Genomic DNA, 21,255 nt, shown 5'->3' with positions numbered 1-21,255 from the left:
AACTAGATTTGGACAAAGTAGATATTCGTATGCGCCTGTTACACACCTTATGCCGGATTCCGGCACCATCCGGAAACGAAGCAGCTTTGTCGCTGTTTCTGCAAAACTACATAAACCAGCACAAAGTCACTTGGAAGGTGCAGCCAGAAATGGTGGTGGGAGAAGAATTTCAAGATTGTATTATTTTGATTTTTGGCAAACCCCGTACTGCCGTTTTCGCGCACATCGACTCTATTGGCTTCACCGTACGTTACGGCCGGGAGCTGGTGCGTATCGGTGGCCCAGTAGCAGAAGATGGATACCAGCTAGTGGGCCAGGACGAGCAGGGTGATATCGCCTGTACGCTTTCCATTGAAGAAGAAACCGGTGCACTGGGTTATGAGTTCACCCGCGAGATTGAGCGGGGAACGGAGCTAACCTTTCAGTGCGACTTCCGGGAAACAGAAACCAGTGTTCAGAGCTGCTACCTCGATAACAGATTAGGCGTCTGGAATGCTTTGCGGCTGGCTGAAACCCTAGAGGATGGCATCATCGTATTCAGCTGCTGGGAGGAGCATGGTGGCGGCTCCGTGTCGTATTTAGCCAAGTATATTCATGAGCGTTTTGGGGTACGTCAGGCGCTCATTTCAGATATAACCTGGGTAACAGAAGGCGTGCAGCCGGGTCAAGGGGTAGTGATTTCCCTGCGCGATTCCCTTATTCCTCGCCGGGCCTATGTCGACCGCATCCGGGAAATTGCCCGTAAGGCCGGTATTCCGCATCAGCTGGAGGTAGAGGGCAGTGGCGGTTCTGATGCGAAAGAACTGCAGCACGGTGCCCAGCCATGGGATTGGTGCTTTGTAGGCGCCCCGGAAGATAATGTACACACCCCGCATGAAATAGTGGATAAGCGGGATATTGAGAGTATGCTGGCTTTGTACCAAGTACTCATGCAAGAGTTGTAGAAAGATGAGACAGAGGATAGTAGCGTACTAAAAAAAACTCTTCTTAATAAACTAGTTGCAAAGGGCTGATAAAATTGAGGTTTAGCGAATAACCTCTATTTTACCAGCCCTTTGTCTGTTCTCATCCAACCTAACACCAACTCTCTTACCACCGCTTTATGACCCCATTTCTTTACGTAGTGCCCGGGCTGGGCATACTGGCCCTTTTGTACACGTGGTTGCGCTCCGGCTGGGTGACGCGGCAGGACCCCGGCGACGAACGAATGCGCACCATTGCCGGCTACATTGCCGATGGCGCCATAGCCTTTCTGAAAGCCGAGTACCGTGTTTTAGTCTTATTTGGGTTGATTGCCAGCGCGTTCCTGTTTTACCTGGGATCAACCGGTGAGAAATCCAGCCCAGTCATTGTCATAGCCTTCATTATCGGTGCTGTTTTCTCCGCTTTGGCGGGCTACATCGGAATGAAGATTGCCACCAAGGCCAACGTGCGCACGGCCCAGGCGGCCCGCACCAGCCTCTCGCAGGCGCTTAAGGTTTCCTTCTCCGGTGGCTCTGTTATGGGCATGGGCGTAGCCGGACTGGCTGTGCTGGGCCTGGGCTCCCTGTTCATTGTTTTCTACCAGATGTTTGTAGTAGGCAAAGGCGGCGCCAATGGCGTTGAGATGGAAAAGGCGCTGGAAGTACTCACGGGCTTCTCCCTCGGGGCAGAAAGCATTGCCCTATTTGCCCGCGTGGGCGGCGGTATCTACACCAAAGCAGCCGACGTAGGCGCCGATTTGGTAGGTAAAGTAGAGGCCGGTATTCCCGAGGACGACCCCCGCAACCCCGCCACCATTGCCGATAACGTAGGCGACAACGTGGGCGACGTAGCCGGCATGGGCGCTGACCTGTTCGGCTCTTATGTGGCCACCATTCTGGCCACCATGGTGCTGGGCCGCGAGGTAATTGCCACCGGTGACCAGTTCGATGGCCTTTCGCCTATCCTTTTGCCGATGGCTATTGCCGGCATGGGCATTGTCGCTTCCCTCATTGGTATCCTGATGGTGCGTGTGAAGGAGGGCGGCAGCGTACAGGCGGCACTCAACCTGGGCAACTATATATCGGTCCTCGTTTCAGCTGTAGCATCCTACTTCCTGATTATGTGGATTATGCCTTCCGGCAGTCTGGAAATTCGGGGAATTACGTTTGATGCCATGGATATTTTCTACGCCGTGGTAGTAGGCCTGATTGTGGGCACGCTCATGAGCATCATTACTGAATATTACACGGCTATGGGCAAGCGGCCCGTGCTCAGCATTGTTCGGCAGAGCAGCACGGGCCACGCCACCACCGTTATCGGTGGTCTGGCAGTCGGCATGGAATCAACGGTTCTACCCATCCTGGTTTTGGCCGCGGGTATTGTGTTGAGCTACGAAGCCGCCGGCCTCTACGGTGTGGCTATTGCCGCAGCCGGTATGATGGCCACTACGGCCATGCAGCTGGCTATTGATGCATTCGGCCCCATTGCTGATAACGCCGGTGGTATTGCTGAAATGAGCGAGCTACCCAAGGAAGTGCGCGAGCGGACGGATATTCTGGATGCCGTGGGTAACACCACCGCTGCCACGGGTAAAGGCTTCGCCATTGCCTCCGCGGCCCTTACCTCGCTGGCACTGTTCGCTGCCTTCATGGGCACAGCCAATATCACTTCTATCGATATCAGCAAGGCTCCCGTATTGGCGGGCGTTTTCATCGGTGCCATGATTCCCTTCATCTTCTCTTCCCTGGCCATTGCCGCCGTGGGCCGCGCTGCCATGGCTATGGTGCAGGAAGTGCGTCGGCAGTTCCGCGAAATTCCCGGCATTATGGAAGGTACGGGCCGTCCGGAGTATGAAAAATGCGTTGCTATTAGCACGCAGGCCGCAATTCGGGAAATGGTGTTGCCTGGTGCCATTGCCTTGCTTACGCCCATTGTGGTAGGCTTCGGCTGCCGGGGCTTGTTTGCCACGGCTTCCGCACCCGAAATACTGGGTGGTTTGCTGGCCGGCGTAACGGTGAGCGGCGTACTGATGGCCATGTTCCAGAGCAACGCCGGTGGCGCCTGGGACAACGCCAAGAAGTCATTTGAAAAAGGGGTGATGATTGACGGAACCATGCATTACAAAGGCTCCGATGCCCACAAAGCCTCCGTTACCGGCGACACCGTCGGCGACCCTTTCAAAGACACCTCCGGCCCGTCCATGAACATCCTCATCAAGCTGATGTCCATTGTGTCGCTGGTAATTGCCCCCCACATTGCTGCCCCCGATGTGGCGCCGCAGCGGGGCGTGGCCATGCCGGTGCCCTCGGAACAAACCCTGGAAAGCCTCTCCAAACCCAAGGTGCAATACGCTGATATAGCGCCTGCCGCGGCTAAAGCTGTCTTCATGATGCTGCGCGAAACCCGCTAGCCTGGTGAATATGGTCTAATGAAACAGCCCCTCCGGCGCGGAGGGGCTGTTTTTTTTCTGCTACCTTTGACCACGCTTACGCCCTAAGAATCAACCCCGCACTGAATGCCGCTGTCCACTATTTCATTGCACGACAAGGAGTTTTCGCCGTATTTGTCGGCAAATGAGCTTTCGACGGCTATTCGCCTGCTGGCCCAACGCCTCAACGAGGAGTATGCCAACAGGCAGCCGCTCTTTGTGGCCGTGCTCAACGGCTCCTTCATGTTTGCGGCCGATCTGCTGAAGGAGATAACCATTCCCTGCGAAATCACCTTCATCCGCGTGGCTTCCTACGAAGGTACCGGCAGCACGGGCCACATACAGCAGGTGCTGGGCCTGCGGGAAGAAGTAAAAGAACGCCACGTGGTGCTGCTGGAAGACATTGTGGATACCGGCAACACCATGCAGCTCTTGCTGGAGCAGTTCAACAAGCAGGAGCCTGCTTCCCTGGAGGTAGCTACCCTGTTTATGAAGCCCGAGTGTCTTCTCCATGACCTGCATATCCGCTACGTGGGCCTCAGCATTCCCAACGATTTCATTGTGGGCTATGGCCTTGATTATGATGGGTTAGGGCGTAATTACCCCGATGTCTATAAGGCCGTCTGACAGAAAAGGATAGCCGAAAACTGTCGGTTGTCGTACCGGGCTTTTTGCCCCTGATTCAGTATCTTTCCCAACCTCCCGCATTTCTCCTTCGCGAAACACTCCGCTCTATGCTAAATATCGTGCTGTTCGGCCCTCCCGGTGCCGGTAAAGGAACCCAAAGCCAAAAGCTGATTGCCCGCTACAACCTGGTGCACCTCTCTACCGGCGACCTGCTCCGGGCCCAGATTACGCAGGGCACCGAGCTGGGCCTGCGGGCCAAGCGGCTGATGGATGAAGGCCTGCTGGTACCCGATGAAGTGGTGATTGGTATGATTGACAGTGCCTTGCAGGCTAATAAGCAGGCAGCAGGCTTTATTTTTGATGGTTTTCCCCGCACCGTACCGCAGGCGCAAAGCCTGGATGAGCTACTGGCCCAGCACAACACCAAGGTGACCTGCATGGTGGCCCTGGAAGTAGCGGAAGAAGAGCTAGTGAAGCGCCTGCTGGAGCGGGGCAAAACCTCCGGCCGCCCCGATGATCAGAACGAAGAGAAGATCCGCAAGCGTGTAACGGTGTACAATACGGAAACCGCGCAGGTGGCCGGCTACTATGCGGAGCAGAACAAATTCCACGCCCTGAACGGCATTGGCGCCATCGACGATATCTTCGGCCAGATCTGCGCTATCATTGATCAGCACCAGCCGGCCACCCCGGAAAGCAGCCGTCAAGCAACCGACGAAGTAAAAGCGTAACTTTGTAGCCGCTGCCCATGTGGGTAGTAGCAGATAACGTCTGTCATCCGGAGCGCAGCGAAGGACCTATCCCACCAGAACGATACTCGTTCCGCCAGGATAAGGTCCTACGCTGCGCTCCGGATGACAGTTGTTTTTGAGTTGGCTGCCAAGTCAACCGGCAACCTTCAGCAATCAACACGCAAACCAGTGGCTTCTAATAACTTCATCGATTACGTCAAAATCAACTGTCGCTCCGGTAAGGGTGGGGCCGGCTCGCACCACTTTTTCCGGGCCAAAGGCCTGCCCAACGGTGGCCCCGATGGTGGCGACGGTGGCCGCGGTGGCCACATCATTCTGGAAGGCAGCTCCCAGCTATGGACGCTGCTGCACCTGCAGTACCAGAAGCACCTTATTGCCCAGGCAGGCGAAGGCGGCGGCGAAAACCTGCGCTCCGGCAAGCAGGGCGACGATATCATCATTCAGGTTCCGCTGGGCACTATTGCCCGCGACGCCGAAAGCGGCGAGAAAAAGGTAGAGATTACCGAAGATGGCCAGCGCGTTATCCTCACGCCCGGTGGCCGCGGCGGCCTCGGCAACGACCACTTCAAGTCCGCTACCAACCAGGCCCCGCAATACGCGCAGCCCGGCGAGCCCGGCATTGACGAGTGGGTGATTCTGGAGCTGAAGCTGCTGGCGGATGTGGGCCTGGTAGGTTTCCCCAACGCCGGCAAAAGCACCTTGCTCTCCGTAGTATCGGCGGCCAAGCCTAAAATTGCCGATTACGCCTTTACCACCTTAGTGCCCAACCTGGGCGTAGTAGCGTACCGCGACTACAAATCCTTCGTAATGGCCGATATCCCCGGCATTATTGAAGGGGCCGCTGAGGGTAGGGGCCTGGGCCACCGTTTCCTGCGCCACATTGAGCGCAACGCCATTCTGCTGTTCATGATTTCCTGCGACAGCCCCGACATTGCGGCCGAGTATCAGGTGCTGCTCAGCGAGCTGGAGCAGTTTAACCCCGATTTGCTGGATAAGCGCCGCATGCTGGCCATTACCAAGGCCGATATGCTGGATGAAGAGCTGGAGGCTGAAATCAAGGCTTCGCTGCCCACGGACATTCCCACCATTTTTATTTCCAGCCTGACCAACAAGAATATCCAGCCGCTGAAGGATATGATCTGGCAGGAGCTGCACGCGTAAGACTTCGGCCGTAATTTCCGAACTAAATGCCTGTTGGGTAAGGTTGTTGTGCCAAATTGACACCTGCCGGGCATTTGGCAGGTTCCTTGTGCCTGCCGCAGTTGCTTATGTCCAACCGATTCAACCCATTCCGACGATTTCAAGCGAAAATGGCTGACGATAAAGTACCACACCCCGACGAGTTGCAGAACGACCAAAATACTTCCGGTGCTGCCACCGACCATGTTGCCGGCGAGTTGCCCGAAGACCCCAATGCCCCCGATCTAGGCGAGGTAGAAGGCGCGCCCAAACAGGCCGAGTCTAAAACCGATGCAGAACTGGCTGATTTGAAGGACAAATACCTGCGCATGGCGGCCGAGTTTGAAAACTACAAGCGCCGTACCACCAAAGAGCGCACGGACCTGTTCAAAACGGCCAATCAGGAGCTGATGGTGGCCTTGCTGCCCGTGCTCGATGATTTTGACCGCGCCCGCAACTTCACCAAGGATACCGACGATATCAACGCCGTGCGCGAAAGCATCGACATTATCCATGGCAAGCTCGCCAAAACGCTGCAGCAAAAAGGCCTGGTTTCGATGGAAGCCAAGGGCGGGGCGTTTGACCCGGAGCTGCACGAGGCCATCACTCAGATTCCGGCTCCTTCCGAAGACCTGAAGGGCAAGATTGTGGATGAGATTGAAAAAGGCTACTACCTGGGCGACAAGGTTATCCGGCACGCCAAAGTAGTATTAGGCCAGTAACAATATTCGTCATGCAAACCAAGAAAAGCATGACAGACGAGTAACAAAACAATGGCAACGAAGCGAGACTATTACGAGGTGTTGGGTGTGGCCAAAACCGCGGCGGGCGACGAGATAAAGAAGGCCTACCGCAAGGTGGCCATCAAATATCACCCTGATAAAAACCCCGACGACCCTACTGCCGAGGACAAGTTTAAGGAAGCCGCTGAGGCCTACGAAGTACTGTCTGACGAGCAAAAGCGGGCCCGATACGACCGTTTCGGCCATCAGGGTGTGGGCGGCAATGGCGGTGGCCCCAACATGGAAGACATCTTCTCCCAGTTCGGCGACATCTTCGGCGGGGGCGGCTTCGAGGGATTCTTTGGCGGTGGTGGCCGCGGACAAGGCGGCCGGCGCGTGCGCAAAGGTTCTAACCTGCGCATCAAGCTGAAGCTGGACCTGGAAGAGGTAGCCAACGGCGTAGAGAAAAAAATCAAGGTGAAGCGCTACGTAGCGTGTGCCCCTTGCTCCGGCACCGGCGCCAAAAACGGCACCGACCTGAAAGACTGCAGCACCTGCCACGGCCAGGGCCAGGTAAAGCGGGTGGTAAACACCATGCTGGGCCAGATGGTGAGCTCTTCTACCTGCCCCACCTGTAACGGCGAAGGCAAAGTAGTAACCAGCAAGTGCGACGTATGCCACGGCGAAGGCCGTCAGCTGCAGGAAGAAATCATTCCAATCAACATCCCGGCCGGCGTAGCGGAAGGCATGCAGCTCTCCATGAGCGGCAAAGGCAACTACCCCGAGCGCGGCGGTGTGCCCGGCGACCTGCTCATTCAAATTGAGGAGGAGCCGCACGAAGTGCTACGGCGCGACGGCAACAACATCATGTACGAGCAGTACATTTCGTTCGTAGATGCCGCCCTGGGCGCTAACATTGAGGTGCCTACCATCGAAGGCAAAGTCAAAATTAAGGTGGACCCCGGTACCCAGCCCGGCAAGATCCTGCGCCTGCGCGGCAAAGGCATCAAAGACCTGAATGGCTATGGCCGCGGCGACCAGCTTATCCATCTAAATGTCTGGACGCCGAAGAACGTAACCGGCGAAGAGCGGGAGCTGCTGGAGCGTCTGCGGGACTCGCGCAACTTCACGCCCAACCCCGGTAAAAACGATAAAGGCTTCTTTGAGAAAGTAAAGGAGTACTTCCAGTAAGCGCCTGCGCTAACGATAGAAAAGCCCGGTTTCCAGTTTGGAAGCCGGGCTTTTTTGTGTTTGGAGTAACACCAAATGCCTGTCATCCTGAGCTTTGCGAAGGACCTTCTCACGCTAGCACAAGTCGTGGTTACGATTATCGTTCAGACGTGATAAGGTCCTTCGCAAAGCTCAGGATGACAGGTAGAATGAGGAAGGAAACTGGGGTAGGATGACAGCGGGGTGAGGGGCTCCTGAAAAAAATATCTGGCAGGAGTTGTAATGTTGAAGCCGGAGCGGCGACTGATAAGCCAAACCCTGCCGCTATGTCTGCTGATGCTTCGCCGGATTTCCTGGCTGTTCTGAACCAGTACCAGCCCTTGCTGCGGCGGGTAACCCGCGTATATGGGGCTGATGCCGATGACCAGCAGGATCTGTACCAGGAAATAGTGCTGCAGCTGTGGCGCGCGTGGCCCAGCTTTCAGGGGCGCGCCAAGGTAAGCACCTGGCTCTACCGCATTGCCCTGAACGTGGCCATTTCGGCGCTCCGGCACCGTGCGCGCAGCCCCGCCACTGGCCGGCTGGATGCGGCCGCGACTGATGTGCCATTGCCACCGGAATCCGGCCCCGATGCTGATGACCTGGCCGAGCTGTACCGGGCTATAGAGCAACTCTCCGATGTAGAAAAGGCCTTTGTGCTGCTGTATCTGGAAGAGCGCACCTACGAGGAAATGGCCGATATCCTGGGCATTACCCAAAATAATGTGCGGGTAAAGATGCATCGTGTACAGGACAAGCTTCGCCAACTTTTAACCCAACCCGCCTGATGGAACTCGACGACCTCCGCCGCCGCTGGCAGGAACAACCCGCTGGCCCCTCCGAACCTTCTCTCACTCAGAAAAAGTTACAAGCCATGCTAGCCAGTCAAACCGATACGCCTCTGAGCCAAATGTTACGCAACGCCCGCAAAGAGCAGCGGATGCTACTGTTCGTTCTGGTGCTGAATTTGGCTAATGTTGCCAACCTGATGAACCGCTATCTGAGTGATACAGTCTTCCTGGCCCAACTGCTGCTCTATATCTGCGTGGGCCTGATGGTGGTCTTCATGGCGTGGACTACCTACCGCCAGCGGCGACTCCTAACCCAGTTGCAGGCTGGGGATGCCTCTACTTATACCCACCTAAGACAGTCAATTCACCAGATACGAATCCTGATGACTACTAAAATGAATGCCGGTATGCTGTTTCTGGCCTCGATTATTCTGGTGGGTTTTTATATCCGCTACGACACTATTGTGCAGGCTTTGCACCAGGGAACTATAGACTGGCCCCTAACTATTCTGGTCATTTTAGCCATCGTAATGCTGATTACCGGGTTGCTGTATGTAGACCAGCGCATGCAGCAGCGGCGCTACGGCCAATACTTAGACCAGCTAGAGACTACCCTGCGCGAGTTGGAAGAATAAAATAATGGGTTGGCCTCTGGCATGATAAACATAGCAAAACACCTACATTAGCCCCCAAAATCGTCCACAGATCCTTTCAGCCGTGAAACCAATTCTTCAAGTTATTGACGTACATAAACAGTACGCCAGCCACACTGCCCTGGATGGGGTAAGCCTGGAGGTGCCGGAAGGCTCCATCTTCGGGTTGCTGGGGCCCAATGGCGCTGGCAAAACCTCCCTCATCCGCATCATCACCCAGATTACCGGGGCCGATTCCGGTGAAATCCTGTTTCGCGGGGAACGACTGAACCCCTCGCACATTGGCCAGATTGGCTATTTGCCCGAGGAGCGCGGCCTCTATAAGAAGATGAAGGTAGGGGAGCAACTCCTGTACCTGGCTCAGCTGAAAGGCATCAAGAAGGATGAGGCCCGGCACAAAATCAAAGGCTGGCTGGAGCGCTTTGATATTAAGGGATGGGCTGATAAGAATATTGAGGACCTCTCTAAAGGCATGCAGCAGAAGGTGCAGTTTATTGCCACTGTGGTGCACGACCCCACGCTGGTGATTCTGGACGAGCCTTTTTCAGGCTTCGACCCCATTAATGCCAACCTGCTGAAAGACGAAATCCTGGCCATGCGCGACCGGGGCGCCAGCATTATCTTCTCCACGCACCGCATGGAATCGGTGGAGGAAATGTGCGACCATATTGCCCTGATTAACCGCTCCAAAAAGGTGCTGGATGGTCCCGTAAGTGAGGTGCGCAACGCCTACCGTACGCAGACCTACGAGGTAGAAGGCCGCGGCCGCCTGATAGTAGTACACCCCGATTTTGAAGTGATAGAGCACAAAGAGCGGGAAAACGGCCACTTCTACGACCGCATCCGCATTGTGCACGGCACGCCCAACGACCTGCTGCGCTACCTCATCGGGCCGGCCAACGTGGAGGTGCACACGTTCCGCGAGAAGGTGCCCAGCATCAATGACATCTTCATTCGCCGGGTGCAAGAAACTCACCCCGACTATGTGCCCCAGGAAGAGGAGCTGGTAGCCAGAAGCTGATAGGCTCTGTGCTGCTCCGATAACACGCTTTTTCTTCTGACTTCCTGCTCCTAGCTCCTAAAAATATCATGTCCAAAATCTGGCTTATCGTACAGCGCGAATACCTGACCCGCGTGCGCAAAAAGAGTTTTATTATCATGTCCCTGATCGGGCCGCTGCTCACCGTAGGGCTGTTTGCAGTACCCTTGCTGATTGCCAAAATGTCGGATGGGGGCAAAGTAGTGGCCGTGGCGGATGCCGGTGGCCTCTTCACCGAAAGACTGCCCGAGCCCAAGGACGATATCAGCTTTACGCGGGTATCGGCGGACCTGGCCACAGCGAAAGCCGAGTTTAAAAAGGCGAAGTACGATGCCCTGCTGTACGTGCCCAAGCTGGATGCCGCCAACCCCACCGGCTTCCAGGTGTTTTCGCGGAAAGGGCTGGGCATGTCGCTCGAAAACGACATTAACCGCGCCGTCAATAAAGCCATTGAAACCCAGCGCCTGCGCGCCGCCGGCATCGACCGGTCCGTGCTGGATAACCTGAAGGCCGACGTAGACCTGCAAACCGTGAGCCTGAGCGACGATGGGGAGAAAAGCTCCAGCACCGGCATCAGTACCGGCGTGGCCTATTTCTTTGGCTTCCTCATTTACATCTTCATCTTCATTTACGGCGTGCAGATTATGCGCGGGGTAATGGAAGAAAAGACCAGCCGCATTGTGGAGGTAGTTATTTCCTCTGTGAAGCCCTTTCAGCTGATGATGGGCAAAGTGCTGGGTATTGCCGCCGTAGGCTTCACGCAGCTGGCCCTTTGGGTGCTGCTATCCATAGGTGTCAGCTCGGTTATGGCCGGCTCTATCAGTCCAGATAAGATTGTGGAAGACCGCGCGTCCCGCACCACGGCCCTGGTGCGCCCCACTACCACACAGGATCAGGCGGCCAAGCAGGAAAATGTAGCGGCCAAATTCTCGCAGGCACTGGCCAGCGCTGATCTGAATATGCCCTTGCTGATAGCCTGCTTCCTGTTCTATTTCCTGGGCGGCTACCTTTTCTACGGAGCCTTATTCGGCGCCATTGGCTCGGCCGTGGATAGCGAAACCGATACCCAGCAGTTTATGATGCCCGTGACCATGCCGCTGGTTCTCACGTTTGTAGTGTCGCAAGCTGTGCTCACTACCAATCCCAACGGTTCGGTGGCGTTCTGGATGTCCATGTTTCCCCTGACCTCGCCCATTGCTATGATGATGCGCCTGCCGTTTGGCGGCGTGCCCGCCTGGCAGCTGGGCCTGTCTATGCTGCTGCTGATTATCGGGTTTGTATTTGCCATCTGGATTGCCGGCCGCATCTACCGCGTGGGTATTCTCATGTATGGCAAGAAGGTGAATTACCGCGAGCTGTCGCGCTGGCTGTTTTACAAAGGCTAAATCAGCCTCTGAATTGTTAGTGGAAAGCCCCGATGTAGCTGCACCCGCAGACTGGCATCGGGGCTTTCTACGTAGCTTCGTTGCTGTTCCCGGCCTTGCATGTTGTCTGTATGATATCCTCCAAACTGCTGCTTCCCCTCGCTCTGCTGCTAGCCAGCTTTACCGCTGCCGATAAACCGGCCTATCGGCTGTTCACAGGTGCAGGCCGCCCGGTGCGCTACGCTAAAATGCTGAAAGAGCTGGTCAAGGCCGATGTAGTGCTGTTTGGGGAGCAGCACAACGATGCCATGGCCCACTGGCTGGAGCTGCAGGTAGCCCGCGACCTGGCCCAGCTCAGGCAAGGGCAGCTGGTGCTGGGCCTGGAAATGTTTGAGCGAGACGTGCAGCCCTTGGTAGAGCAGTACAACGTAGGCGAGCTGGACGAGAAGGAGTTTGAAGCCCAAAGCCGCCCCTGGCCCAATTACCCCACCGACTATAAACCGCTCCTCCAACTGGCCCGGCAGCAAAAGCTGCGCGTGGTAGGCACCAACGTGCCGCGCCGCTTTGCCTCCCTAGTAGCCAAAGGCAGCCTCACCGCCCTTGATACCCTGACAGCCAATGAAAAAGCCTGGCTGGCGCCCTTACCTATCACCGTTGATTTTGACCTGCCCGGCTACCAGAACATGCGCAAGATGTTTGGCTCGGATGCTGCCCATGCCAGCGCGGTGCAGAACATCATTCAGGCGCAAGCACTAAAGGATGCCACCATGGCCTACTTCATCCGCCAAAGCCGTCAGCCCGGCCAGCTCCTGCTGCACTTCAACGGCAGCTACCACTCCGATAACCACGACGGCATTGTGTGGTACCTGCGCCAGGCCGAGCCCCAGCTGCGCATTATGACCATCAGCACCGTTTCGCAGGAGCAGTTAAAAGAGCTGGATAAGGAGAATCGGCAGAAAGCGGATTATGTGCTGGTGGTGCCGGAGGATATGACCAAGACGTATTGAAACTACTTAGCCTCTAAATAGGTAATTCAGAAGCGCTTTCTAGTGATGGAACAATTATAGAATCGATCGGACCGGAACATGCCTCAGATGAATAGATGGACCCAAAAATATGATTCATAAAACGGCATATAGGGTAAGAGGTAAATAATCTACTGAAAATTGGATATTTAAGAGATAATGTGGTTGTTTTGTAACGATGTTTAATAACTGTATATGAATAAATTTCTACCTCTGTTTTTACTTCTTATTATCTTTTTTTCGGATTCTTGCTTAGCGCAGGTGCCCGCCTTTCAGCTAGATAAAAGGGTAGGTGTGCCAATTGATTTTCCTTATGATATAGGTGTAGATGGGCAAGATAATATCTATATAATGGAATTTGATCATATTACTAAACTCAATTCCGAAGGACAGTATTTACTTACCATACCTAAAACGCGACCGGGCTCTTTTGGGGTAGACCGGGCTGGTAATGTGTACGTGTCCACTAGTTATACTTATGCTGATAGTATTAGCCAGTATGATTCTAAAGGAAAGTTGGTAGCTAAGTACAGTGCAGATCCAGATACAACACTATATAGGGAACTTCAAGTATTAGCAGTTGATCAACAAGGTGTAACCTACACTTTTGATAGTTATTATTTACTGCAGAAAGTAGCCAACACGGGACAAGTTGTATATTCCCGCCAGATAGGGGAATATGGTAGAGGAGTTGTAGCGGGCGCAATAGATGAAGCTGGATTTTTCTACGCTTTTTGCGAAGATTACTCTGTATTAAAGCTGAATAAGCAAGGCCAAGTAGAGGATACAATTAATCTTCAGGCTGTTTATAAAGATGATATAACTCATGGTTTGATAGATAAGAATGGTACGATCTATATATCAACACTTCGCCATAATAAAATTGAAAAATTCAATCAACAGGGCCAGTACATTGGTGATTTAGGAGAGAAAATAATAACGGAAACAAAGAGTGCAATGGCATTGGACTCTAAGGGTAATTTTTTGATTACCAGTCCTGCACATCAAGTAAATAGTTCTTCTATTTTAAAAGTTAACCCTGAGGGAGAGTTATTAGCACGCTGGGGACACTTAACAGCTTATTCCGATGTCGCACAGGATGAATTTGGCAACTTTTATATTTTCGATTATCTGAGTCTTAAACTTCTGAAATATTCTGCTACGGGCGAAAAACTGTTAGAAATTGGTGCAGGTAAATTTGCAAGAGGGGTTAGAGCAATCAAAATAGATCTTTTGGGAAATATCTACACCTTATCGGGCTATGCCGGATTTAATAGTAAATATGATTATTTTATTCAGAAATTTGATTCGGAGGGCAATTACCTTACATCTTATACTCCGCCTAACATAGGTGGTGATGACATCTATACCGACTTTGCGGTAGATGCTATGGGTAATCTTTATCTGGCTGATTACTATGGGGGCTGTGTGCGGAAAATCAATCCAAATGGTTTGCTTGTAGCCTCAATTGGAAAATGGGGAAAAGGAAAGGGTGAAGTTTGGATTCCACTTGCTGTAGCAGTAGACATCCGGGGTAATGTGTATGTAGCCGATTATGAAGGCCAGCGTATACAAAAATTCACGGCTGGCGGTAAACTGGTACGCGCCTTTGGGGCGGAAACTACTTCAGAGGATTTTTCACCATCTCAAGGTGCCGTAGTAGGGCTAGCGGTTGATGGTTTGGGTAATGTGTACATCAATGGAAATAGAGGAGAAAATGGCCTACGAGTGTACGGTTCTAACAGTGAGACGGCAACTACTGTTGTCGGTAGTTATACAGATAGATTGACTATTAATGCGCAGGGCTCACATTTAGTAGCTATTCCTACGGGTTCTGATTTAATCTATATATATAACTCTAATGCAACAAAAGTTGACACACTAAACCTGATTACTGGTCGGATATATCAGGATAATAACGCCAATTGCTTGCGGGATAATGAAGAATTGCCGCTGCCTGGGATGATAGTAATGGCTGGCAACTATTATGGAGTTTCGGATGCAAATGGTCGCTATAGAATTGCGGTTGATACAGGAACATATGTAGTAAAGCAGTTACAGGCAAATCAAGACATTGGTAGAATTATAACGCCAACCTGTATTGTAAATCAAGCGGTTAAAGTTACCAAGCAGCAACAAACTGCGGTTGGGCCTGATTTCGGCAATCAAGTGACCTTGTCGCCCTATTTGTCGGTAAATATTACTTCTAACCGTCGTCGGCGCTGTTTCCGCAATGTCACTACTGTTTCTTATTCCAATAGAGGATATAGTGTCTCGGAGCCTGCCTTTGTTACGGTAGCATTGCCGCCGCAGGTAGCATTTATTTCAGCTAGCTTGCCCTATGAGCGAAATGAAGCTGGCCAATACGTTTTTGCAGTTGGCAGTCTGAAGCCCGGCCAGCAGGACAACATTATTATTCAGGACTCCGTGGTGTGCGGTGATGAGAGTATACGTGGACTTACCGTGTGTACAAAAGCGTGGATAACTCCACCCAATGTTACTTCCACTACTGGTGGTGTACGTCCGGCTTCTCTTACAGTTGAAGGCCGGGCAGAAGGGAATAAGCAGGCGCGCTTCGTAGTTCGTAATGTAGGTCAAGAAGCCACCGCTGATAGCTTAGGACTGCGTGTGTTTTCTAATACCAAACTAGCTCTGCAGCACAATATTTCCTTGCCTGCTGGCGACAGTTTAGTATTGCGTATTCCTAGTACCACTGCCGTTGTACGGGTAGAAACTGACCAGCCTGCCAAATATTCAGGGCCCAAAATAGCCAGTGCCACATTGGAGCTATCGGAGCTTCGTACCATGGGACAACCCAGCCCCGCTATGGCGGCATTTCCACCCGACGTAAATACGGCGGAAGTAAAGGAAGATTGTCAGGCTATTGTAGACTCCTACGATCCGAATGATAAGCTGGTCATTCCAGGCGGTATTACAGATCAGTATTATACCACTCGCAAAGCACCACTCCGGTATAGAATTCGCTTCCAGAACACGGGTAATGACGTGGCCTATCAGGTGCGCGTTGTGGATTCCTTATCAGCTAATCTTGATATCAGCACGCTACAGCTAGAAGGGGCCTCGCATCCGTACCGGTTTGAGTTGCATGGCAAAGAACAGCCTGTTCTGACTTTCAATTTCGACGATATTCAGCTGCCGGATAGCTCGCGAAATATGGCTGCTAGTCAGGGGTTTATTCAATTTTCGATATGGCCTAAAGAAGGCTTGGTAGATAAAACGTTGGTCGAAAACTACGCCGATATTTATTTCGATTACAACTCAGCTGTTCGCACTAACTATACCTTCAACCGGATTTACGATATACCTGCTACGCTTAATACGACCCTACATTTTGACGATGTGGTGGCTACACCAAAAATTGTAGGTATTAGTCCTGCTCAGGGAGCCATTGGAGCAACTATTACCATAACGGGGCGCCAGTTTGCTAATGTAATGGCTAATAATCTTATCAGTTTCAATGGGGTGCAAGCTACCTCATTGTCTTTAAAGGCCGATACAATACGAGTTAAGGTGCCAACGGGTGCCACTTCCGGTCATATTCAACTTACTACGCCCGACGGACACACCCAGAGTCTGTCTGAGTTCATTGTGTTTCAGAAACCTACCATAACTGCGGTTTCGCCTAATGAATCAGTACCGGGCAGCACTGTGACTTTATCCGGTACACACTTTTCTGCCATAGCCGAACAGGATACGGTCTTATTCAATGGCGTAGCTGCCACTGTTCTGCAGGCCACAATTAATTCGTTGAAAGTGAAAGTGCCAGAGGGGGCACAATCGGGCAAAATAACCCTTCAAACCTGGGGTGGAAAAGCGGAAAGTGCCGAAGCTTTCAAAGTGTGGTATCCGCCTACGGTTATTTCCAGTAGCCTTTATAAAGCGAAAGCCAATACAGTACTCACCTTAACCGGGACAAATTTCTCTGAGACGCCAGCCCGTAACATTGTTTCACTGGGTGGTATCCAAACACCTGTTCTGCAGTCTTCTTCCTCTGGCTTACAACTGCGCGTGCCTGGTACGGCGCTGTCTGGTAAAATAGAGGTGAAAACACCAGGTGGACAAGCGGCAGCAGCTACTGATTTCACGTTTCTGCCTGCTCCTAACATCCTTGGTTTCTCTCCCGCTGAAGGAATTATTGGAACCGAAGTAACAATTACGGGCACAAACCTTGGGGTAGATGAACAACAGGATACCTTACTGTTGAATGGCGTTAGTGTAAAGGTGATGCAGGCTACCGCATCAACTATGGTTTTCAAGATTCCGAAAGGAACTCACTCTGGCACTTTGATGGTAGCCGGTATTGGTGGACGTGCCACTTCATTAAAGGAATTTCGAGTAGTTGATTTGCCTGATGAAGATGCGGTTACGGTGTCTCCTAATCCTTCACATGGGGTGGTAACCGTAGACTGGGCCAAAGCTAATTTTGAAGTACAAGCAATTCAGATTTATTCAGCCTTGGGCAGTTTAGTTTCCTCCATAGAAATTCCGACTACCAGTCCGGCTCACACTACTCTCTCTTTCACTAACTATAGCCCAGGTTTGTACTTGGTCATTATTCAATCGGATCATGGGCGTTTGATTAAACGCCTGCTAGTGCTTTAAAATGTTGTTTCACTACCAAAAAGCCCCGGCAACTTCTGTTGCCGGGGCTTTTTGGTAGTGAAACTTAAAGGTACTTGCTTATGGTAAGGAGAAGAACAGGCAAAAGGCCAACTTTGTGCTGGTGGTGCCGGAGGATACGACCAAGACCTATTAAAGACTATATAACTTTAATACGCGCTTAGAAACGAAGTAACAGGTGCTAGTTAACTACCCTAAGGCTGTTGGATTGGGTAATTAATACTGCCATTGTTGCTAATAGCCCCAGGATATGCTTTGTAGTCACGAGCATTTCCGTCATACCCGTTGGCAAGCTGTAATCCATAAGCACCTACAATGTAGGGCATCTGACAGGAGTCAGCCTTAATATTGTCAATTGCTATTGCCCAAGGCAGTTGAGGATCAATATTCTTAGACTTCAAACTGGCATAATAAATTGTATCCAGAAAGCCATTGTTAAGATTATCCTTTATTAGCAGGCTTCCTTTATTTACTTGAATGTTATAACCTTCATGGGAGAGGAATGCCGGCGAAAAGACATACCGATGATAGCGGGGCTTGGCTTCCGGCCATGATGGTGCCCCTGCACAGTTCTTTAATACGCCCTTTACTACCGTATATCCCTTATCCGGATGCCGCACCATTTCGCAGGTGTAACTGGCACAGGAGGTAATTCCCATCTGAATTACTTCCGGTAATGCCACATCCTTTTTGTCAAAAGGTAGATCATCGGTGAAGTATAAGGCATATTCAGGTAATGAAGATTTATATATGGACATTCTCAGGCGATGGCCGTGCGCCAGCTTTTTGGCAGTAAGCGAGAATTGACCATCTGCTGATGTTGTAGTTTTAAAACTTCCATCCAGTGTTTCTACCTGCAAGCCGCTATTATCGGTCAGGGCATCACCATACTGGTCGTATAGCTGAATACGCCCGGTAAAGGTTTGCTCCGTGAAAGTAGGGTCGGTTTTGTCGCCTTTTTTGCAGCTAGCCAGCAGGCACGTGGTAAGAGTTACTGCCAGCATCCACTGATATAAGTATACAATCTTCATGAAGGAAGGTGATAAGGAAGTAGAATGGACATAAAGGGAGAAGTAATACCGGAAAAGATGCAAGGACCTTAAAAAATCCATAAATACTAGAAAGAATAATTAGTCAATAAGAGCTGTTTGTCAGGAAAATTACTCTGACCTAGAGATTTACATATATGGCAATTTTGAAAATAAGAAAAAGTTAGTCAGTTATTTACAATTATAAATTTACATTCTTTCTATTGATAGCCCGTAACAGACTTCGTTTTTTTGCTTAACAGCTAGCAGCATATATCTAAACAATCACTATGCAAAGCCTCATGTGACGGCATGGTGAAAAAGATAGCGGGCAGGATACATTCATGTATCCTGCCCGCTATCGGGAAAACCTAACAAAGGCTTTGGAAAGCTAGGTAAGCAGCTTATGCTGAGAACGAAGTGCCACAGCCGCAGGTGCTCTTGGCCTGAGGGTTATTGAAAATGAAGCCGCGGGCGTTCAGGCCGTCCTGGAAGTCTACTTCCATGCCCATCACATACATGGCGTGCTTCTTATCCATTACCAGGCGTACCCCGTCTAAATCGAAGGTTTCGTCCTGTTCTTTGGGTTTATCGAAGCCCAGCAGGTAGCTTAGGCCGGAACAGCCGCCGCCCTGCACCCCTACGCGCAGGCCATATTCGGCCGGAACATTCTTCTCACGCAAAATATTTCTAACCTCCTCCAACGCGCGGGGAGTAAGGCTGATGGGAGCAAGTTTCGTGGCAGTTGCCATAGTGTGTGCAGAGTTAGACGATAACAGACGGCAAAGATACAAAGCCCGGCGCACTGCTGCTACTCCCGGGCTTTGGCCTATAACAACAGACACAAGGCTGGGGTTCACCGTATATCTTTGCCAGCCGGGCTTTGCCTGCGTACATTTCCTTTCCTTCCTCACTTGTTTGGCCGTCTTGCCCGCATGGATACCACTACCTACGTCTTCGATCTGCTAAAAATTATCCTGCCCGCGCTGATTGTTGCCGGGGTTATATTTTTCCTGATCAAAGAATACCTGCAAAAGGAGCAGCAGCGCCGCCTGATTGAATATCGGCTGGAAACCAGCAAAACCACACTGCCGCTGCGCCTGCAGGCCTTTGAGCGCATTACGCTGCTGCTGGAGCGCATTACGCCCAACAACCTGCTGGTGCGCCTGAGCAGTGCCGGCCAAACTGCCCCCGACTACCACCGCCAGCTACTGCAGGAAATCCGGGCGGAGTATGAGCACAACCTCTCGCAGCAGCTGTACATGAGCCCCGAAACCTGGGGCCAGGTAAAGCAGGCCAAGGAAAACGTACTCACTATGATTAACAAAGCCTACCACGCCATGCCCACGCCCCAGCAGGCCCGGGGTACGGAGCTGGCCAAGCGCGTGCTGGAAACCCTGATAAACGAAGAAGTAGACCCCACGGCCCAGGCCCTGTTTGCGGTGAAGCGGGAAGCAGCCCAGCTTTTTTAAGCGGCGTACTGCGAACGGCGTCAGCCAAACTTAAGTCCACCAAAAAGCCCTTCACGCTCATGAGCGTGAAGGGCTTTTTGGTGGACTGTACGGTGTCTTTCAGGCAACAGGAGTTGGAACTGCTGATGACAGCGCCTTATGCTACATCGTGGCCATTTGGGTGGCAATGGCGCGCTGGTAGCAGTCTTCGTAGCGGGGGAGGATCTTATCTACCGCAAACTCCTCGGCCCGGGCCCGGGCAGCGTCTTTAAAGCGGGGGAGGTTCTCATCCTGCAGTACGTACAGCGCATTCTTAACCATATCGGCCACGTCGCCAATTTCGCTGAGCATGCCCGTTACGCCGTGCACGTTCAGCTCGGGAATGCCGCCGGCGTTGGTGCTGATAACGGGTACCTCACAGGCCATCGCCTCCAGCGCGGCCAGGCCAAAGCTTTCCTTCTCCGAAGGCATCAGAAACAAGTCTGAAATGCTGAGGACTTCTTCCACGGCCTCCAGCTTGCCCAGGAAGCGGATATCGTTGCAATAGCCTGTTTCGCGGCAGAGCTTCTCAATGCGCGGGCGGTCAGGCCCGTCACCTACCAGCAGGAGCTTGGCGGGTATTTGCTTGCGCACGCCGGCAAAAATCTGCACCACGTCTTCCACGCGCTTCACACTCCGGAAGTTGGAGGTATGAATCAGCAGCTTTTCGCCTTCGGGGGCAATGGCAGCCCGGAAATGCTCCTTTTTCTGCTTTTGAAAACGGTCCAGGTTAATGAAGTTGGGAATCACTTCAATATCCTTCTCAATGGCAAAGTACTCGTAGGTTTCCTTGCGCAAGTCCGCCGAAACGGCCGTTACGCCGTCTGACTGGTTGATGCTGAAAGTAACCACCGGCTCGTAGCTGGCATCTTTACCCACCAGCGTAATATCGGTGCCGTGCAGGGTAGTAACCACCGGAATCCGGATGCCGCGCGTGAGCAAAATCTGCTTGGCCATGTAGGCCGCCGAGGCGTGCGGAATGGCATAGTGCACGTGCAGCACATCCAGCTTCTCGTTCTGCACAATGTCTACCATTTTGGAGGCCAGCGCCAGCTCGTACGGCGGAAACTGGAACAGCGGGTAGGGAGGGATATAGACCTCGTGGTAGAACAGGTTTTCGTTGAAGAAATCGAGGCGGACGGGCTGGCTGTAAGTGATAAAGTGCACGTGGTGCCCCTTCAGCGCCAGCGCCTTGCCAAGTTCAGTGGCCACAACGCCTGAGCCGCCGAAAGTAGGATAGCAAACAATTCCGATGTTCATGGGTGGGAAAGCAGACAGGCCGACGCCTGTGGGAAAGATGAAGAAGGGCAGGGGCCCAAAACTACGAGAAGGAAATAAGCCGGC

17 protein-coding genes are annotated in these 21,255 nt (G+C 52.3%); 14 read left to right on the top strand and 3 right to left on the bottom strand.

Translation table 11 applies throughout. The features are described from left to right. Positions 1–29: 29 nt before the first annotated feature. From AM218_RS10415 to AM218_RS10355, 13 genes are all read left to right on the top strand, one after another. Positions 30–944, top strand: coding sequence for a M20/M25/M40 family metallo-hydrolase (locus AM218_RS10415; protein ID WP_054415503.1), 915 nt, complete (start codon positions 30–32; stop codon positions 942–944). 158 nt (positions 945–1,102) lie between these two features. Then, the gene (locus tag AM218_RS10410; protein ID WP_054413806.1) at positions 1,103–3,373 is read left to right on the top strand and encodes a sodium-translocating pyrophosphatase; all 2,271 of its coding nucleotides are present in this window, start codon (positions 1,103–1,105) and stop codon (positions 3,371–3,373) included. A 105-nt stretch (positions 3,374–3,478) separates the two neighbouring features. Then, positions 3,479–4,018 (top strand): hypoxanthine phosphoribosyltransferase, encoded by a 540-nt coding sequence (gene hpt, locus AM218_RS10405; protein WP_082318175.1) that lies wholly within the window; start codon positions 3,479–3,481, stop codon positions 4,016–4,018. 107 nt (positions 4,019–4,125) lie between these two features. Next, the gene (locus AM218_RS10400; RefSeq protein ID WP_054413805.1) at positions 4,126–4,749 is read left to right on the top strand and encodes an adenylate kinase; all 624 of its coding nucleotides are present in this window, start codon (positions 4,126–4,128) and stop codon (positions 4,747–4,749) included. Positions 4,750–4,938: 189 nt separating this feature from the next. Further along, positions 4,939–5,931 (top strand): GTPase ObgE, encoded by a 993-nt coding sequence (gene obgE / locus AM218_RS10395; RefSeq protein ID WP_054413804.1) that lies wholly within the window; start codon positions 4,939–4,941, stop codon positions 5,929–5,931. Between the two features lie 149 nt (positions 5,932–6,080). After that, positions 6,081–6,671: a nucleotide exchange factor GrpE gene (locus AM218_RS10390; protein WP_054413803.1), complete on the top strand. Its 591-nt coding sequence runs from the start codon at positions 6,081–6,083 to the stop codon at positions 6,669–6,671. Positions 6,672–6,722: 51 nt separating this feature from the next. Beyond that, positions 6,723–7,862 carry a molecular chaperone DnaJ gene (gene dnaJ, locus AM218_RS10385; protein ID WP_054413802.1) on the top strand — a complete coding sequence of 380 codons (1,140 nt, stop codon included), beginning with the start codon at positions 6,723–6,725 and terminating at the stop codon, positions 7,860–7,862. Positions 7,863–8,167: 305 nt separating this feature from the next. Further along, positions 8,168–8,668 carry an RNA polymerase sigma factor gene (locus AM218_RS10380; RefSeq protein ID WP_054413801.1) on the top strand — a complete coding sequence of 167 codons (501 nt, stop codon included), beginning with the start codon at positions 8,168–8,170 and terminating at the stop codon, positions 8,666–8,668. Continuing rightward, positions 8,668–9,306: an ABC transporter ATP-binding protein gene (locus tag AM218_RS10375; protein ID WP_054413800.1), complete on the top strand. Its 639-nt coding sequence runs from the start codon at positions 8,668–8,670 to the stop codon at positions 9,304–9,306. The genes AM218_RS10380 and AM218_RS10375 overlap by 1 nt, the downstream gene beginning before the upstream one ends. An 82-nt stretch (positions 9,307–9,388) precedes the next feature. After that, the gene (locus AM218_RS10370) at positions 9,389–10,345 is read left to right on the top strand and encodes an ABC transporter ATP-binding protein (protein ID WP_054413799.1); all 957 of its coding nucleotides are present in this window, start codon (positions 9,389–9,391) and stop codon (positions 10,343–10,345) included. A 68-nt stretch (positions 10,346–10,413) separates the two neighbouring features. Next, on the top strand, positions 10,414–11,748 hold the full coding sequence (locus AM218_RS10365) for an ABC transporter permease (RefSeq protein WP_054413798.1): 1,335 nt from the start codon (positions 10,414–10,416) through the stop codon (positions 11,746–11,748). Positions 11,749–11,858: 110 nt separating this feature from the next. Further along, positions 11,859–12,734 carry a ChaN family lipoprotein gene (locus AM218_RS10360; RefSeq protein ID WP_054413797.1) on the top strand — a complete coding sequence of 292 codons (876 nt, stop codon included), beginning with the start codon at positions 11,859–11,861 and terminating at the stop codon, positions 12,732–12,734. A gap of 213 nt (positions 12,735–12,947) precedes the next feature. Beyond that, positions 12,948–17,375: a DUF7619 domain-containing protein gene (locus AM218_RS10355; RefSeq protein WP_054413796.1), complete on the top strand. Its 4,428-nt coding sequence runs from the start codon at positions 12,948–12,950 to the stop codon at positions 17,373–17,375. A 212-nt stretch (positions 17,376–17,587) separates the two neighbouring features. Here the strand turns inward: AM218_RS10355 and AM218_RS10350 are convergent, their stop codons facing one another. Both AM218_RS10350 and AM218_RS10345 read right to left on the bottom strand, forming a co-directional pair. Continuing rightward, positions 17,588–18,424, bottom strand: coding sequence for a hypothetical protein (locus AM218_RS10350; RefSeq protein WP_054413795.1), 837 nt, complete (start codon positions 18,422–18,424; stop codon positions 17,588–17,590). Between the two features lie 401 nt (positions 18,425–18,825). After that, on the bottom strand, positions 18,826–19,173 hold the full coding sequence (locus AM218_RS10345) for a HesB/IscA family protein (protein WP_082016981.1): 348 nt from the start codon (positions 19,171–19,173) through the stop codon (positions 18,826–18,828). A 162-nt stretch (positions 19,174–19,335) separates the two neighbouring features. Between AM218_RS10345 and AM218_RS10340 the strand changes: the two genes are divergently transcribed. Beyond that, positions 19,336–19,893, top strand: a complete 558-nt coding sequence (locus AM218_RS10340) for a DUF7935 family protein (protein ID WP_231717473.1) — start codon at positions 19,336–19,338, stop codon at positions 19,891–19,893. 141 nt (positions 19,894–20,034) lie between these two features. Here the strand turns inward: AM218_RS10340 and bshA are convergent, their stop codons facing one another. Beyond that, positions 20,035–21,171 carry an N-acetyl-alpha-D-glucosaminyl L-malate synthase BshA gene (gene bshA, locus AM218_RS10335; RefSeq protein ID WP_054413793.1) on the bottom strand — a complete coding sequence of 379 codons (1,137 nt, stop codon included), beginning with the start codon at positions 21,169–21,171 and terminating at the stop codon, positions 20,035–20,037. Positions 21,172–21,255: the final 84 nt, after the last annotated feature.

Source organism: Hymenobacter sp. DG25A (genome assembly GCF_001280305.1).
Taxonomy (GTDB): Bacteria; Bacteroidota; Bacteroidia; order Cytophagales; family Hymenobacteraceae; genus Hymenobacter.
Note: the sequence above shows the minus strand (reverse complement) of the source record. Positions and strands in the feature narration are given on the sequence as shown.